Below are 15,126 nucleotides of genomic sequence, written 5' to 3'. Positions count from 1 at the left end.
GTTTCCTGTAGAAAGATCTTTGTGGGTTTCTTCGCAAGACTTAAGGAAGACCTCGACGCCGCCCGGTCACACGACCCGGCGGCTCGAGGTTCTTTCGAGAACTTTTTCGCGTACTCCGGGCTTCATGCCATCTGGGCGCACCGGCTGACGCACAAGCTGTGGCAGGACCCGTCTACGCGGTTCCCCGCCCGGCTCATTTCGCAGCTGACACGCTTCCTGACGGGCATCGAGATCCATCCGGGTGCCACGATCGGACGCCGCTTTTTCATTGACCACGGCATGGGCGTGGTCATTGGCGAAACGGCCGAGATCGGAGAGGACGTCATGATCTACCATGGCGTCACTCTCGGCGGCCGTTCCCTCGCCAAAGTCAAGCGGCACCCCACCATCGGGGATCGAGTGACCATCGGCGCCGGGGCCAAAGTCCTGGGGCCGATCACCATCGGCAACGACAGCGCCGTGGGGGCGAACGCCGTCGTGGTCAAGGACGCCCCGCCCGAGTCCATAGTCACCGGCATCCCCGCGAGCTGGCGGCACCGCGACGCCCTGCGGGAAACCAAGCCCGCCGTGGACCCCGCCGAGTATTACATCGAATACCGGATCTGACCCGTGCGTTGGGGCGGCTGTGCCATGGAGCTTAGCGGCCGGCCACCTCAGCGGGCGATGCGTTTCAGCACCGCTGTCACCGCAAGGTCGTACGCCCGGTCTGGCAGCAGCCGCCGCAGTGCCGTGATGGCCGCGGCACCCCTGCCCACCGGGTAGCGGGTCCGGGGACGGGCGGCGGTGGCTGCCTGCAGCACGGCTCCGGCGACGACGTCGGGCTGAGTGGACGTCGTCGGCCTCCCCGTGGACGCGAGCACGGCGGCCATCTCCCTGGCCTGGGCCGGGTACGGCCCGCCGGCTGAGCTAGCCAGCAACCCCTCGGCCGCAATACGGCCCCACTCGGTAACGGTGCTGGCGGGCTCGATGATGGACACGCTGATCCCGTGCGGCTTCAGCTCCAGCCGCAGCGCATCGCTGAGGCCTTCCACGGCGAACTTGGTGGCGTGGTACCAGGTGCCGAGCGGTTCATAGAACTTGCCTCGCACCGGCGTAGACGGTGAATCCGCTGGCGCTGAGGAGCTTCGCCGACTCGAAGCCGATACCGGTGGAGGCTCCGGTGACAATCGCTACGGGCTGGGACACCCGGCACTCCTCGGGGTACATCGCCTAGGGGCGGATCGGCGTCGTCGTCAAGAACGGTTGGAGCCGGACGCACGAACGGCCGGCCCTCCCAGAGTATCCGGGAGGGCCGGCCGTTCCTGCGTTTCACCGCGGGTGTGGCTAGTGGGTGTCCACTGCCTCGACCTCGGACTTGTCCTCGCCCCACAGCGTGTGGAACGTGCCCTCGGCGTCAACGCGGCCGTAGGTGTGCGCACCGAAGAGGTCGCGCTGGCCCTGGATGACCGCGGCGGCGAGGCGCTTGCGGCGCAGGCCGTCGTAGTAGGCCAGCGAGGAGGAGAAAACCGGAACCGGGATGCCGAGCTGCACGGCGGTGGCAACTACGCGGCGCCAGGCCGGGAGTGCTTCGGCGATGGCCTTGGTGAAGGCCGGGGCGAACAGCAGGTTGGCCGGCTTCTGCTCCGCGGCGTAGGCCTTGGTGATTTCCTTGAGCAGCTCTGCACGGATGATGCAGCCGCCGCGCCACAGCGAGGCGATCTCGTCCAGCTTGAGGTCCCAGCCGTATTCCTTGGCGGAGGAGGTCAGCATGTCCAGGCCCTGGGCGTAGGAGACCAGCTTGGAGGCGTACAGCGCCTGGCGGACGTCCTCGACGAAGTTTTCGGGGATTTCGACGGCGATTTCCTCGCCGGCCAGCAGCTCCTGGCCGAGTTTGCGCTGCTCCGCCTGGGAGGACAGGGCGCGGGCGAAAACAGACTCGGCGATGCCTGAAACCGGGGAGCCCAGTTCGAGCGCGGAGATGACCGTCCAGCGGCCGGTGCCCTTCTGGCCGGCGGCGTCCACGACGACGTCAACGAACGGCTTGCCGGTCTTGGCGTCCACGTGGCCGAGGACCTCGGCCGAGATTTCGATCAGGAAGGAGGCAAGCTCGCCCTTGTTCCAGTCGGCGAAGATCTTGGACTGTTCGGCGGGCTCGATGCCGGCGCCGGAGCGCAGGAGGTCGAAGGCTTCGCCGATGACCTGCATGTCGGCGTATTCGATGCCGTTGTGGACCATCTTGACGAAGTGGCCGGCGCCGTCGGTGCCGATCCAGGCGCAGCACGGCTGGCCGTCAACCTTGGCGGAGATCTTCTCCAGCAGCGGGCCGAGGGCGTCGTAGGACTCCTTAGAGCCGCCGGGCATGATGGACGGGCCGTTGAGGGCGCCTTCCTCACCGCCGGAGACGCCTACGCCCACGAAGTGCAGGTCTTTCTCGGCCAGCGCGGATTCCCGGCGGCGGGTGTCTTCGTAGTGCGAGTTGCCGGCGTCGATCACGATGTCGCCCGGTTCCAGCAGCGGAACGAGCTGGTCGATGACGGCGTCAACCGGCTTGCCGGCCTTGACCATGATGAGCACGCGGCGCGGCTTCTCCAGGGAGTCCACCAGCTCCTGCAGCGTTTCGGTGCGCACGAAGTCGCCGTCCGTGCCGTGCTTTTCGAGGAGGGCGTCGGTCTTTTCCACCGAGCGGTTGTGCAAGGCAACAGTGAAGCCGTTGCGGGCCAGGTTGCGGGCGAGGTTGGCGCCCATCACCGCGAGGCCGGTGACACCGATGTGTGCTGACATCAAAAACTCCAATTCAGTGTGTGCAACATGTGTGCATTGCGTCCCGCGGTGCTGCGGAACACGTTTTAGAAAAGTGGCTGTGAATAAAGCATATATATTCGGGGACGAGGACGAAAGCGCGTGACCACTCCTTGGACGCCAGCCGCGCCATAAAGAGTCTATGACGTGCCTCTCCGGCGGCGTCCAGAGTCCCCCGGCTGCGGCAACAAAGCCCCCCGGCCCGGATTATGCTTACCACTATGTCAACCAGCCTCCACCACCGTGCCGTCGAGCACCTGGGTACCAGAATCGTCGACGGCAGCCTCCCGCCAGGGCATGTGATGCTGGCGGAGCAGTTGGAGGACGAACTGCAGGTGTCCCGGTCTGTGATCCGGGAAGCTGTCCGCGTGCTGCAGTCGCTTGGCCTGGTGGAGACCACCAAACGCGTGGGCATCAAGGTCCTGCCCGCGCACCGCTGGAACCCGTTCGATCCGCTCGTGATCCGCTGGCGCCTGGCCGGGGAAGGGCGCGGCGCCCAGCTGCGGTCCCTCGCGGAGCTGCGCTCCGCCGTCGAGCCCGTGGCCGCCGAACTCGCAGCGGCCAACGCACCGCAGGACCTGCGGCAGGAACTGCTCGATGTGGCCCTGGCCATGCGCGACGCCGGCCAGGCCGGCGACGTGCCGCGCTTCCTGGAACTGGACATCCAGTTCCACTCCCTGCTGCTCAGCGGTTCCGGCAACGAGATGTTTGCCAACCTCGTGGGCCAAGTGGCCGAAACCCTGACCGGCCGCACCGTGCACGGCCTCATGCCCGACCGGCCCCGGGACCTCACGCTGCAGTGGCACCTCGATGTGGCCGAAGCCATCTTTGCGGGCCACGCGGCGGAGGCCCGCGAGGCGTCGAGCAGGATCATGCGCCGCACCATCTCGGAAATGGAGCCCGTCTGGGTGGAGCAGCCGAGGGTTTTCGTTCCACTGCAGCGGCGGACGCAGTCCGCCTAGCTCTGTTCAGCCGGCGAAGTTGAGGAGGACTTTGCCGGATTGGGCGGAGTTGCGGGCGATGTCGAAGGCTGCGAGGGCGTCGGTGACGGGGTAGTCGTGGGTGATGACGGGTTCGATGGTCAGGGTGCCGTCGGCGAGGGCGGTGATGACCTCGTCGATTTCGTCGTTGAACCGGAACGAGCCGCGCAGGTCCAGTTCCCGGGTGATGGCCAGGGAGATCAGGACCGGCTGGGGCCCGGTGGGCAGCAGCCCGACCATGACCACGGTCCCGCCGCGGGCCGCGCCCTGGATCGCGGAGGCCAGGCCGTGGTGGTTCCCGGAGGATTCAATCACGACGTCGGCCTGCACCTTGGCGATCGCCTCCCCGTCGGCGGCGTTCAGGACCTCGTCCGCGCCCACCGCCGCAGCGATCTCCAACGGTTTGGCGTGCATGTCCACCGCGACGATCCGGGCCGCGCCGGCGCGTTTAAGGACCGCGACCGTCAAAGCCCCGATCGGGCCGGACCCGATGACGAGCACGGTTTTGCCGGCCACGTCCCCGGCCCTGGACACCGCATGCCAGGCCACCGACGCCGGTTCAATCAACGCCGCGGTGCGCAGGTCCAGGCTTTCCGGCAGGGGCCGGAGCATCCGGACCGGCAGGTTCACGTACCGGCTGAACGCCCCGTCCGTGTGCGGATACCTCGCCGCGGAGCCCAGGTACGTGCAGCCCGGGGACAGGTTCGGCCGTTCCGCCGGGTACCGCGGCGCGTCCGGGCCCGTGCCCGGCCCCGGGGTGGCCGGGTGCACCGCCACCGGGGTCCCGGCGGCCGGGCCGGTCCCGTCCGTCGCGGCCCTGACCACCCGGCCGGAAATCTCATGGCCCAGCACCAGGGGCGCCTTCAGGATCGACTCGCCCGCCGCGCCGTGCAGCCAGTAATGCAGGTCCGACCCGCAAATCCCCCCGTACAGCACCTCGATCACGGCCTCATCCGGGGCCGGGGCCGGCAGCGGGACCTCATCGACCCGCAGGTCCCCCTTGCCGTGCGCGACCACCGCCGGACCGGACACCGGCAATTCCGTTGCTGCTGCTGTCGTTGTTGAAGTTTCTGTCTGTGTCATCAGACCACCACCGTCATTCCGCCGTCGATAAAGATCGTTTGCCCGTTCACAAAATCAGACCCGGACGAGGCCAGCCACACAGCCGGGCCGGCCAGATCCTGCACCGTGCCCCACCGCGCCGCCGGGGTCCGGCCCAGGATCCAGGCGTTGAACTGCTCATCATCCACCAGGTTCTGCGTCATCTCGGTATGGATGTACCCCGGCGCGATCCCGTTGATCTGCAGCCCGGCCCCCGCCCATTCCGCGGTCATCGCCCGGGTCAGGTTCCGCAAACCGCCCTTCGCCGCCACATACGGGGCGATCGTGGGCCGGGCCAGGTCCGTCTGCACCGAACAGATGTTAATGATCTTCCCGCGACCCCGCGGAATCATGTGCCGGGCCGCCGCCCGGCCCACCAGGAACGCACTGGTCAGATCCGTGGAGATCACCCGCTCCCAGTCCGCCACGTCCAGCTCCAGCATCGGCACCCGGTGCTGGATCCCGGCGTTATTCACCAGGATCTCCAACGGCCCCACCTGCTCCTCAACCCACGCCACACCCGCCGCGGCCGCCGCGTCATCCGTAACATCAAAGGCCACACTGTGCACCCGGCCCGGCGCGTACTCAGCCGCCATCACCACCTCAGCAGCCTTCAACCGCTCAGCATTCACCCCGTTCAACACCACCGTCGCACCCGCATCGGCCAACGCCCGAGCCAACGCATGACCAATCCCCCGGCTCGAACCCGTCACCAACGCAACCCGCCCGGTCAAATCAAAAAGCGAAGTCATGAAAAAGTCCCTTCTGCGGCGCTCACGGCGCCCGTCCTGCTGAGGTTTGAAATGGTGTGCCGCACCACCGCCAGGTCCTGGTCCCCCAGGCCCTGCCGTTTCAGTTCGGCATAAAGTTCGACGCCGGCCCGTGCCATCGGCACCGCGGCCCCGGCGGCGTCGGCCGACTCCACGACGAAGGACAGGTCCTTGTGCATGAACTTTGCCGGGCCCGTGGGGGTGTAGTCCTTCCGGGCCATCCGCGGGCCCACCTGGTCCAGGACGCGGCTGCCGGCGAGGCCGCCGGACAGGACCTCATAAAGGGCCGTGACATCGACGCCCGACCGTTCGGCGAGCTCGGCCGCTTCGGCGAGTGCCGCCGTCGTCGTTCCGACCACCAGCTGATTGCACGCCTTGGCCAGCGATCCGGCACCGAGCGGCCCCAGGAGCCGGACGGTGGTCCCCATGGCTTCGAAAAGCGGAAGCAGGCGCCGGAAGTCAGCGTCGTGGTCCGCGCCGGCCATAATGGCCAGCGTGCCATCGATCGCACCCTTCGTCCCGCCGCTGACCGGCGCGTCCAGCACCACGGCATGGCCTGAACTGGCTTCCTGGACCCGGTGCCCGAAAGCCTTGACCGCGGTGGGGGAAACGCTGCTCATGACCACCACGGCGGTGCCGGCCGCCGGCGGTGATGACTGCCAGCTCGCGAGCAGTCCGTCGGCCGCGTCCTCAATGTAGGCGAGGTCCGGCAGCATGAAGACGATCACCGGCTCGTCCCTGAGCTGGTCCACGGTGTCTGCAGCGGAGCCGCCGAGCTGACGGAAATCCTGCACCGCGCCAGGCGACCGGTTCCACGCCGTAACCGCCCAGCCCTTCCGTACCAAGTTCGCCGCCATCGGCGCCCCCATCAGGCCCAGGCCCACGAAGCCTGCTTTCGGTATATTCATCTGCAGCGGAACCTCACTTCGTTGTGGTCAATGTGGCCATTCCATGACTCATAATTCCTGAAAGCCTGTTCAGTATCCTAGCCTCCATTCAGTATGATGAACAGCATGACGACTGAAACCACCGTCGCGATCGCCGTCCCGCTCGAAGCCGAGTTCGTGGAACGCATCCGCGCCGTAGATCCCTCCGTGACCGTCCTTTATGAGCCGGACCTGCTGCCGCCCGAACGGTTCCCGGCAGACCACGCCGGCGACCCCGGCTTCAAGCGAACACCTCAGCAGGAGGAGCGCTACTGGGAGATGCTGGGCAAGGCCGACATACTGTACGGCTTCCCGAACGAAAGCCCCGCCGGTTTGGCGCGGATCGCCAGGGAAAACCCGCGCCTGCAGTGGATCCACGCCATGGCGGCAGGTGCCGGCGGAGCCGTCAAAGCCTCCGGCCTCGACGCCGAAACCCTGAACAAGTTCAAGGTGACCACATCCGCAGGCGTGCACGCCCTGCCCCTCGCCGAATTCGCGGCGCTGGGCATCCTCAATGGCTTCAAGCGGACCGCGGAGCTCGCCCAGGACCAGGCCGCCAAGGTGTGGCCGGAGTTGCGGATACCGACCAAGCTGGTCAACGGCTCGTCGCTCGTGGTCACGGGGCTCGGGGAGATCGGGCTGGAAACCGCCCGCATCGCCCGCGCACTCGGCATGAAGGTCAGCGGCACCAAGCGTTCCGTGGAGCCGATCCAAGGCATCGAGGAAGTGGCGGACAACGACGGTCTGGCCGGGCTGCTCACCTCTGCTGACGCCGTGGTGAACACCCTCCCGGGCACGCCGTACACGGAGAGGCTTTTCAACCGCGAGGTCTTCGCGGCCATGAAGCCCGGCACGGTGTTCGTGAATGTTGGCCGCGGGACAGTGGTGGACGAGGACGCGCTGCTTGAGGCGCTGGAGAACGGTCAGGTGGCCTACGCCTGCCTGGACGTGTTCGCCGTCGAGCCACTGCCGCAGGACAGCCCGCTGTGGAACCACCCGCGCGTTATGGTCTCGCCGCACACCTCCGCCCTGAGCGCAGCCGAGAACCGCCTGATCGCCGAGCGCTTCTGCAGGAACCTCCGGACATTCCTCGACGGGGGCGAACTCCCCCACCTCGTGGATACGGTCCATTTCTACTAAGGCGTCCGTTCCACTAAAGCACCCGTTCCACTAAAGCGCCCCTGCAGCGAGAGACTCCGGAGAGCCGGGCAGCCAAAGGTTGCCCGGCTCTCCTGTTGCACCCTCCCCCAAGCGCGAACGTACACTTGCGGCCCCAACACCCAAGTGCGAACGTACACTTGCGGCCCCAACCCGTAGTCGGGAGGGGCCGCAAGTGTGCGTTCGCGCTGTATGGTCCGAGCGCTGCGTCCTTCTAGCGGGCGTCCTCGATTGCCACGAGGTCACGGCCCTTGGTTTCCGGCGTGAAGAAGGTGCTCACGAAGGAGATCAGGGCAAGCACCAGCGAGTAGATGGCCAGCACCAGCCAGGAGTAGCCGGTGGCCGCAAGCAGCGCCGCTCCCACCAGCGGAACCAGGCCACCTGCCATCACGGCGGAGAGTTCGCGGGCCATGGCGACACCCGTGAACCGGTACTGCGATCCAAACAGTTCTGGCAGCAGGGGGCACTGCGGTCCCAGCATGGACTGCACCCCGAGCGCGATGCCAACCACCATGACAACCCACACCAGGGTCACGTTGCCAAGGGTCACGAGGTAGAACGCCGGGAAGGCGATGACGGCCTGGAACAGGGCGCCGTAGCGGTAGACCGGGACGCGGCCGAAGCGGTCGGACAGGGCGCCGAACGTCACCACCATGACGGCGGCAAAACCTGCGGCGATCAGAAGACCCACCGGGCCGATGAACTTGTCGCCCGGAAAAACGCCCGCCGGGGCCGCCAGGAACGCCACCAGCAGCGCCGAGTAGATGGAGGAATTGCCGTTCTCACCCATGCGCAGGCCAATGCCCACCAGGACGTTCTTCTTGGAGTGCTTCCAGAGCTGGCCCACGGGGTTCTTGACCACGTTCTTGTGCTTCTCCAGCTCCTGGAACACCGGAGTTTCCTTGAGCCGCAGGCGGATGAACACCGCGACGGCGATGAGGATCACGCTGGCCAGGAAGGGCACGCGCCAGAGCCATCCTTCGAGGACTGCCTTGTCAGCGGTCGCGATGAGGGCGAAGGTGCCGGCACCCAGGAGGGTGCCCAGCTGGATCCCCACGAACGGCAGTGAGGCAAAGAAACCACGACGGCGGCGCGGAGCCACTTCGGAGATCAGCGTCGTTGCGCCGGCCTGCTCCGCACCGGCACCGAGGCCCTGCACGATCCGGAGGATGACCAGGAGTACCGCACCCAGCATTCCTGCCTGCTCGAACGTCGGCAGCAGGCCGATCGCAAAGCTGGCGGTGCCCATCAGGCCGATGGTCAGGATCAGCACCATTTTCCGGCCGAACCGGTCTCCGATGTAGCCGAAGACGATGCCGCCGAAGGGCCGGGCAGCGAAGCCCACGCCATACGTGGCGAATGATGCGATCAGCGCACCCTCATCGCCGAGTGGCTTGAAAAACAGCGGCCCGAAGATGAGGGCCGAAGCCAGACCGTAGATGTAGAAGTCGTAGTACTCCAGAGCGGAGCCTACGGAGCTGGCAAGTGTTGCCCTTCGCAGCTGCTCCGGTTCGACGACGGCGCCGTCCGCATCAGCCAGCGGTGAATCAGTACGAGTTGTCACTAGCACTCCCTCAAAGACACACGAGGCCCCCGTTGGCCTGGTGAGTAGTGACACCACTATTGCGTCGGTCACTATGCTGAACAGAGTACAACATGATGAACAACTCGCCAATAGCGCCGGGATTTCCGTCTAGCCCATGGGGTTGCCAAGGGATCTGGCCAGCTCCTTCAGCTCCTTGACCATCTGCGCGCCCTGCTCCTGCGAGTAGGTTGCCTTCAGCGCGGTGACAGACAGGCCGAGACTGGGGCCGTGCGCTCCTCGGGTGGGCACGGTTACGGCGAGGCACACCACACCCGTGGTGGATTCCTCATCTTCAAACGCATAGCCCTGCTCCCGGATCTGCTCCAGCTGGGCCTTCAGTTCCGCACCCGTGCGCAGTGACTTGGGCGTCAGCACGGGAAGCTCCGTATCGTCAGCGAACATCGCATCGATGTCGTGGTCATGAAGCCTGGCGATCAGGGCTTTACCCACGGCACAGAGGGACACCGGCATCTTGTCGCCGATATTGGATGTCAGGCGGACGGCCGGATGGCCCTCGTAGCGCGCCAGGTAGATGACGTTGGATCCGTCCAGCATGGCGATGCGCACTGTTTCACCTGACAGCGTGGGCGCCTGCTCGCAGAAACGGTAAAACTCCTGGACTTCATCGAGCCGGCTCAAGTAGGCAGCACCCAATTCAACGAGCTTGCGCCCTAGCGTGTACTCGGCGCCCTGCCTGCTGATGAGCCTGGCTTCTTCGAGGGCCAGCAGAAGGTTGGAAGTGGAAGATTTGGGGATTCCGAGGTCCCGGGCGAGGTCGCTGAGGGTAAGCCGGCCAGTGGCGGACGCCGCAAGCGACTCCAGGACGGCGGCGGCTCGCGTGACAGCGGGCGCCGGGGACGCGCTGCCCAGTCCGTCGTTGGCTTTCGGGGTACGGGAATCGGCCATGATTCTCCTTTTCGGTACGCGCTCAGACAGCGGGGTCGGCAGACTGCATCGCGCCCGAACACCGGCGACGATGCCAAAGCGTCCAGTCAACTGAACACATACCATCATACTGGCTGGGCGATGGCGACTGAAGGGCTGCCTGGTCAACCACCCGCGAAAGGAGCACTTGGAAGCAACCTTCCTAATGGTTTCGTGTTTCCGAATGTTCACGGTATATTCAATTTCAAGCCTTCCACCGCGGCATCCCCCAATAGTCGCGGTGGAAGGCTTATCCAATTTCCAGGCCCCTTGAGATTCAGGCCTTTTTGGGTCTGAAGCCTTTCTGGTTTCCGGCCCTCCAGCCTGCTGCTCAGGCCGCAGCCGCGACGGTGTTTTCCGCGAACGTGTTGTCCGCTACCGCGCTCCGCAGCCTCCACCCGCCGCCGAGCCCGTCGCGGATGATCTCCATGGTGGTCAACGCCGATCCCGCGTTTCGCCCCAGCCGGGTCTGCAGCCGCCACACTTCGACGTCAACGCGGCTACGTCCCAGCGGCATCCGGCGCTCTGCCTCCCACCAGCTGACGCGTTCAAACCATCGCAGCGGTTCCGCGCCCACCGTCCATTCCTGACCGCCGCGGATGACAGCGCCCGGCTGCCCGTCGGCAGCGGTCCTCACAAGTACGTGTTCCATGCCCGCAGGTTATGGCGGGGCTCAGACATTAAACACAAAACCCCGCCTGACCAAGCTCGAAGGCTTGATCAAACGGGGTTTTCAAGGTGGGTCCTACCGGGATCGAACCGATGACATCCACGGTGTAAACGTGGCGCTCTACCAGCTGAGCTAAAGACCCAAAGAGAGGTTTTTCGCACCGAAGCGCTCCAACCAACGAACATAGACTCTACCCGAACAATGCCCGCAAGCGCCAATCGGGTCAGGCGGCCGGGAGCGGGGGCAATTCATCCGCCAACCAGGCGAGGGACTCGCCCACCCCGGCCTCCAGCTTGATCGTGGCGAGGTCGTCGCCTCGCGTCTGGCCGCGGTTGATGATGACAACAGGTTTGCCTTGCTTGGCGGCGTGACGGACAAACCGCAGCCCGCTCATGACGCTGAGTGAGGACCCGGCAACAATCAGGGCTTTGGCTTCATCCACCATTGCGTAGGCGCGCTCCACGCGCTCCTTGGGGACGTTTTCGCCGAAGTAGACAAAGTCGGGCTTCAGGACGCCGCCGCACGCGGGGCAGCGGGCAACCACAAAGCTCCGGATGAGTCGCAGGTCCTCCACTGTGGCGTCGGCATCGGGAGCCATCTCGACCAGTCCGGATTTCATGGCATGGTCAAGAAAGTCCGGATTCAGCTCTTCGAGAGCCCTCGCGACCAGCTGCCGCGAGTACGTGCGCCGGCACTCCAGGCAAATCACCTGGTCGAAACGTCCATGAAGGTCCACGACGTTGACGCTGCCGGCGTCCTCGTGGAGGCGGTCCACGTTCTGTGTGATCAGTCCGGTCAGGAGTCCGCGCTGCTCCAGGACGGCGACGGCGGCGTGGCCTGCATTGGGGCTGGCCCGCCTCAGGTGGGACCAGCCGATGTGGTTGCGCGCCCAATAGCGCTGCCGGTTGGCCGCCTCAGCCACAAACTCCTGGTAGGTCATGGGTGAGCGCGGGCGCGAATCCGGTCCGCGGTAGTCCGGTATGCCGGAGTCGGTACTAAGCCCGGCCCCGGTCAAAAGCGCCAGGGGCAGCCCGGCCAACAGGTCACGGATCCCGCCCAGCACTTCGAGGTCGCCGGCCGACGACTCGGCCGGCGGGGCCGCAGGCAGACTGGCGAACCCTGTCAGGCCGATGCCGGTCCGCCGCTGGTCCATGGGCTGGCCCTGGCGCCTAACCCTGGGCCAGTTCTGCCAGAACGCGGCGGTATTCGGTCAGGTCCCGCGCCTGGCCCCGCGGATTCACAACGACGTAGCGGACCGTTCCGCTGGCGTCGATGATGAACGTTCCGCGCCGTGCCATGCCGCTTTCCTCGTCGAACACGCCGTACTTCGCCGCTACGGCGCCGTGCGGCCAGAAGTCGGCCAGCAGACTGAATCCGTAGCCTTCCTGCTCGGCGTACGCCCGGAGGGCAAACTTGCTGTCCACCGAGACCGCCAGCACCTCGGCGTCGGCATGTTCGAAGACTCCGAGGTTGTCCCTGATCTCGCACAGCTCTCCTGTGCAGATGCCGGAGAAGGCGAAGGGGTAGAAAACAACCACCACGTGGCGTCCGCGGAAGTCGGCAAGCCGGACGGGCTCGCCAAACTGATTGAGCAGGGTGAAATCCGGCGCCTGCTGCCCTACTGCGGGCACTCCGGCAAGGTCCGCTGATGCGACGGCGGCCTGTCCTGTCACTTGTTCTTCCTGGTCACCAGTCGCGTGGCGCTCCAGTCCTTGGAGACGCCCGCGGACGTGGTGCAGTGCAGCCCGGCGGTGGGCGCCGCGTCCTGGATGTCGGACGGCGAGACATATCCGGAGCGGCCAGACTTGGGCGTGAGGACCCACACGACCCCGCCCTCGGTGAGCGTCGTGAGCGAGTCGACCAGCGTGTCCACGAGGTCGCCGTCGCCGTCCCGCCACCAGAAGATCACGGCGTCCACGACGTCGTGATCGTCCTCATCAAGAAGCTCCGACCCCGTCAGATCCTCTATGTCATCACGTAAGTCAAGGTCGACGTCGTCGTCGTAACCGAACTCCTGAATCAGATCCCCGTCCTTGAAACCCAATTTTTCCGCCACATTTACCGAAGTGGCGGCGTCGGCCTCGCTCACGTGTTCCTCCTGTGCATGGTGATTTCGATTACTCCAAGCCAACACCCTTTGGGCGTGTGCTTCAAGCTAGGTGCGCCGCGGCGCGGCTTATTGTGCGTCACACAACAAGTATGACGGTCAAATAGGGCGGAGGGTTCAAGCGCGGCTACGCATCCGCAAGCCGTCGGAGCTACAGTGACTGTTGACAACTATGCCTAGCGGGGCAACCGCCCCGGACTAATAGGCAGTCATACACACGAGATAAAACCCTGCCCGGCGCACATGACCGGGCTGTTGTAACCGATACGACGCACACGACGCGTTCATGCCGGGCAGCTACCCTGCCGGACCTGAGTGCGCCGATGAATGCGCGCAAAGAGAGGTTGGACGTGGCTGCAGGAGAAGATACCTCCCATATCCTCAGCGGGTTGACTAACCAGCTGCCTGATCGTGATCCGGAAGAGACCGCCGAGTGGGTTGAGTCCCTGGATGCGCTGATCAGGGAACAGGGCACGGAGCGTGCCCAATACATCATGCGCAGTCTCCTGCAGCGTGCCGGCGCGCAGAGCGTCGGGGTTCCGATGGTGACCACCACGGATTATGTGAACACGATCCCGGTGGACCAGGAAGCGGAATTCCCGGGCAACGAAGAGTACGAGCGCCGGTACCGGGCGTACATGCGCTGGAACGCGGCCGTGATGGTGCACCGGGCGCAGCGGCCCGAGATCGGGGTGGGCGGGCACATCTCCACCTACGCCGGCGCCGCGACGCTGTACGAGGTCGGGTTCAACCACTTCTTCCGCGGCAAGGACCACCCCGGCGGCGGGGACCAGGTGTTCTTCCAGGGCCACGCGTCCCCGGGCATGTACGCCCGCGCGTTCATGGAAGGCCGCCTCAGTGAGGAAGACCTGGACGGGTTCCGGCAGGAAAAGTCCAAGGAAGGCCACGCGCTCTCCTCATACCCGCACCCGCGGCTGATGCCGCACTTCTGGGAATTCCCGACCGTGTCAATGGGCATCGGCCCGATGAACGCGATCTACCAGGCCCAGTCCAACCGGTACCTGCACAACCGGGGCCTGAAAGACACCGCCGACCAGCAGGTCTGGGCGTTCCTGGGCGACGGCGAAATGGACGAGCCCGAGTCCCGCGGCCTGCTCCAGCTCGCCGCGAACGAGAACCTGGACAACCTGAACTTCGTGATCAACTGCAACCTCCAGCGCCTGGACGGGCCGGTGCGCGGCAACGGCAAGATCATGCAGGAACTCGAGGCGTTCTTCCGCGGCGCGGGCTGGAACGTGATCAAGGTCGTCTGGGGCCGGGAATGGGATGACCTGCTCACCCGCGACGCTGACGGGTCGCTGGTGCAGATCATGAACGAAACCCCGGACGGGGACTACCAGACCTACAAGGCCGAATCCGGCGGGTTCGTCCGCGAACACTTCTTCGGGAAAACCCCGCAGACCAAGGACCTGGTCGCGGACCTCTCCGATGACCAGATCTGGAACCTCAAGCGCGGCGGGCACGACTACCGCAAGGTCTACGCCGCGTACAAGGCCGCGACCGAATTCAAGGGCAAGCCCACCGTGATCCTGGCCAAAACGGTCAAGGGCTACGGCCTGGGCCCGCACTTCGAAGGCCGCAACGCCACCCACCAGATGAAAAAACTCACCCTGGATGACCTGAAGGAGTTCAGGGATTACCTGAGAATTCCTATTTCCGACGCCCGGCTCGAAGAGGATCCGTACCGTCCGCCGTACTTCCACCCCGGTCCGGACGCTCCCGAGATTGCCTATCTCCTTGAACGCCGCGCCGCCCTCGGCGGCTACACGCCAGAGCGCCGTCCCAACCATGCAGCCGTTGAGCTGCCGGACCCCAAAACGTTCGACGTGGCCAAGCGCGGATCGGGCAAGCAGCAGGCCGCCACCACCATGGCGTTCGTCCGTCTGCTCAAGGACCTGCTCCGCGACAAGAAGTTCGGGCACCGGATTGTCCCCATCGTGCCTGACGAGTCGCGGACGTTTGGCATGGACGCGTTCTTCCCGACCGCGAAGATCTACAACCCGGGCGGCCAGAACTACCTGTCCGTGGACCGGGACCTGGTCCTGGCCTACAAGGAATCCGCCCAGGGCCAGCTGATCCACCCCGGCATCAACGAAGCCGGCGCCG

General features: G+C 65.7%; 16 protein-coding genes and 1 tRNA gene. 4 read left to right on the top strand and 13 right to left on the bottom strand.

The genetic code is table 11. The features are described from left to right. The first annotated feature begins 21 nt into the window (after positions 1-21). Entirely contained in the window at positions 22-606 is a 585-nt protein-coding gene (epsC, locus tag CXZ05_RS08765; RefSeq protein ID WP_102972233.1) for a serine O-acetyltransferase EpsC, read from the top strand. A 47-nt stretch (positions 607-653) separates the two neighbouring features. Here epsC and CXZ05_RS08760 read toward each other — a convergent pair whose 3' ends face one another. The 3 genes from CXZ05_RS08760 to gndA form a co-directional block, all read right to left on the bottom strand. Then, positions 654-1,088: an SDR family NAD(P)-dependent oxidoreductase gene (locus CXZ05_RS08760; protein WP_258006508.1), complete on the bottom strand. Its 435-nt coding sequence runs from the start codon at positions 1,086-1,088 to the stop codon at positions 654-656. Next, positions 1,069-1,185, bottom strand: coding sequence for an SDR family NAD(P)-dependent oxidoreductase (locus tag CXZ05_RS23380; protein WP_258006507.1), 117 nt, complete (start codon positions 1,183-1,185; stop codon positions 1,069-1,071). The genes CXZ05_RS08760 and CXZ05_RS23380 overlap by 20 nt, the downstream gene beginning before the upstream one ends. A 138-nt stretch (positions 1,186-1,323) precedes the next feature. Beyond that, the gene (gndA, locus tag CXZ05_RS08755) at positions 1,324-2,760 is read right to left on the bottom strand and encodes an NADP-dependent phosphogluconate dehydrogenase (RefSeq protein WP_102972232.1); all 1,437 of its coding nucleotides are present in this window, start codon (positions 2,758-2,760) and stop codon (positions 1,324-1,326) included. A 239-nt stretch (positions 2,761-2,999) separates the two neighbouring features. On the opposite strand from gndA, the gene CXZ05_RS08750 reads away from it, so the two are divergent. After that, a complete protein-coding gene (locus tag CXZ05_RS08750) occupies positions 3,000-3,740 on the top strand; it encodes a FadR/GntR family transcriptional regulator (RefSeq protein ID WP_102972231.1) in 741 nt (246 codons plus the stop codon). A gap of 6 nt (positions 3,741-3,746) precedes the next feature. Here the strand turns inward: CXZ05_RS08750 and CXZ05_RS08745 are convergent, their stop codons facing one another. From CXZ05_RS08745 to CXZ05_RS08735, 3 genes are read right to left on the bottom strand one after another with little or no spacing between them, the layout of a single operon-like run. Then, positions 3,747-4,841 (bottom strand): L-idonate 5-dehydrogenase, encoded by a 1,095-nt coding sequence (locus tag CXZ05_RS08745; RefSeq protein ID WP_102972230.1) that lies wholly within the window; start codon positions 4,839-4,841, stop codon positions 3,747-3,749. Then, complete coding sequence (locus tag CXZ05_RS08740; RefSeq protein WP_102972229.1) at positions 4,841-5,611, bottom strand: SDR family oxidoreductase; 771 nt, start codon at positions 5,609-5,611, stop codon at positions 4,841-4,843. The genes CXZ05_RS08745 and CXZ05_RS08740 overlap by 1 nt, the downstream gene beginning before the upstream one ends. Next, on the bottom strand, positions 5,608-6,537 hold the full coding sequence (locus CXZ05_RS08735) for an NAD(P)-dependent oxidoreductase (protein WP_102972228.1): 930 nt from the start codon (positions 6,535-6,537) through the stop codon (positions 5,608-5,610). The genes CXZ05_RS08740 and CXZ05_RS08735 overlap by 4 nt, the downstream gene beginning before the upstream one ends. Positions 6,538-6,630: 93 nt before the next feature. On the opposite strand from CXZ05_RS08735, the gene CXZ05_RS08730 reads away from it, so the two are divergent. After that, positions 6,631-7,695: a D-2-hydroxyacid dehydrogenase gene (locus CXZ05_RS08730; RefSeq protein ID WP_102972227.1), complete on the top strand. Its 1,065-nt coding sequence runs from the start codon at positions 6,631-6,633 to the stop codon at positions 7,693-7,695. A gap of 232 nt (positions 7,696-7,927) precedes the next feature. Here CXZ05_RS08730 and CXZ05_RS08725 read toward each other — a convergent pair whose 3' ends face one another. The 7 genes from CXZ05_RS08725 to CXZ05_RS08695 form a co-directional block, all read right to left on the bottom strand. Further along, positions 7,928-9,277, bottom strand: a complete 1,350-nt coding sequence (locus CXZ05_RS08725; RefSeq protein WP_102972226.1) for an MFS transporter — start codon at positions 9,275-9,277, stop codon at positions 7,928-7,930. A 129-nt stretch (positions 9,278-9,406) separates the two neighbouring features. Continuing rightward, entirely contained in the window at positions 9,407-10,204 is a 798-nt protein-coding gene (locus CXZ05_RS08720; RefSeq protein WP_102972225.1) for an IclR family transcriptional regulator, read from the bottom strand. Positions 10,205-10,553: 349 nt separating this feature from the next. Beyond that, positions 10,554-10,874 (bottom strand): hypothetical protein, encoded by a 321-nt coding sequence (locus CXZ05_RS08715; RefSeq protein ID WP_102972224.1) that lies wholly within the window; start codon positions 10,872-10,874, stop codon positions 10,554-10,556. Between the two features lie 87 nt (positions 10,875-10,961). Continuing rightward, positions 10,962-11,034, bottom strand: a tRNA-Val gene (locus tag CXZ05_RS08710). 81 nt (positions 11,035-11,115) lie between these two features. Continuing rightward, complete coding sequence (locus tag CXZ05_RS08705; protein ID WP_102972223.1) at positions 11,116-12,045, bottom strand: NAD-dependent protein deacetylase; 930 nt, start codon at positions 12,043-12,045, stop codon at positions 11,116-11,118. A 16-nt stretch (positions 12,046-12,061) separates the two neighbouring features. Further along, positions 12,062-12,565: a peroxiredoxin gene (locus tag CXZ05_RS08700; protein ID WP_102972222.1), complete on the bottom strand. Its 504-nt coding sequence runs from the start codon at positions 12,563-12,565 to the stop codon at positions 12,062-12,064. Then, positions 12,562-12,981, bottom strand: a complete 420-nt coding sequence (locus CXZ05_RS08695; RefSeq protein WP_102972221.1) for a DUF3052 domain-containing protein — start codon at positions 12,979-12,981, stop codon at positions 12,562-12,564. The genes CXZ05_RS08700 and CXZ05_RS08695 overlap by 4 nt, the downstream gene beginning before the upstream one ends. Before the next feature lie 341 nt (positions 12,982-13,322). Between CXZ05_RS08695 and aceE the strand changes: the two genes are divergently transcribed. After that, the coding region (gene aceE, locus CXZ05_RS08690; protein WP_180987330.1) for a pyruvate dehydrogenase (acetyl-transferring), homodimeric type at positions 13,323-15,126 on the top strand (1,804 nt) is incomplete at its 3' end.

The organism is Arthrobacter sp. AFG20, from assembly GCF_002892795.1.
Lineage (GTDB): Bacteria > Actinomycetota > Actinomycetes > Actinomycetales > Micrococcaceae > Arthrobacter.
Note: the sequence above shows the minus strand (reverse complement) of the source record. Positions and strands in the feature narration are given on the sequence as shown.

What these genes read in the sequence shown, in the direction of transcription:
- CXZ05_RS08730 (WP_102972227.1), top strand. Translation starts at nt 6,631, where the DNA reads ATGATGAACAGCATGACGACTGAAACCACCGTCGCGATCGCCGTCCCG.
- CXZ05_RS08745 (WP_102972230.1), bottom strand. Translation starts at nt 4,841, where the DNA reads ATGACACAGACAGAAACTTCAACAACGACAGCAGCAGCAACGGAATTG.
- gndA (WP_102972232.1), bottom strand. Translation starts at nt 2,760, where the DNA reads ATGTCAGCACACATCGGTGTCACCGGCCTCGCGGTGATGGGCGCCAAC.
- CXZ05_RS08750 (WP_102972231.1), top strand. Translation starts at nt 3,000, where the DNA reads ATGTCAACCAGCCTCCACCACCGTGCCGTCGAGCACCTGGGTACCAGA.
- CXZ05_RS08720 (WP_102972225.1), bottom strand. Translation starts at nt 10,204, where the DNA reads ATGGCCGATTCCCGTACCCCGAAAGCCAACGACGGACTGGGCAGCGCG.
- CXZ05_RS08735 (WP_102972228.1), bottom strand. Translation starts at nt 6,537, where the DNA reads ATGAATATACCGAAAGCAGGCTTCGTGGGCCTGGGCCTGATGGGGGCG.
- CXZ05_RS08740 (WP_102972229.1), bottom strand. Translation starts at nt 5,611, where the DNA reads ATGACTTCGCTTTTTGATTTGACCGGGCGGGTTGCGTTGGTGACGGGT.
- CXZ05_RS08715 (WP_102972224.1), bottom strand. Translation starts at nt 10,874, where the DNA reads ATGGAACACGTACTTGTGAGGACCGCTGCCGACGGGCAGCCGGGCGCT.
- CXZ05_RS08705 (WP_102972223.1), bottom strand. Translation starts at nt 12,045, where the DNA reads ATGGACCAGCGGCGGACCGGCATCGGCCTGACAGGGTTCGCCAGTCTG.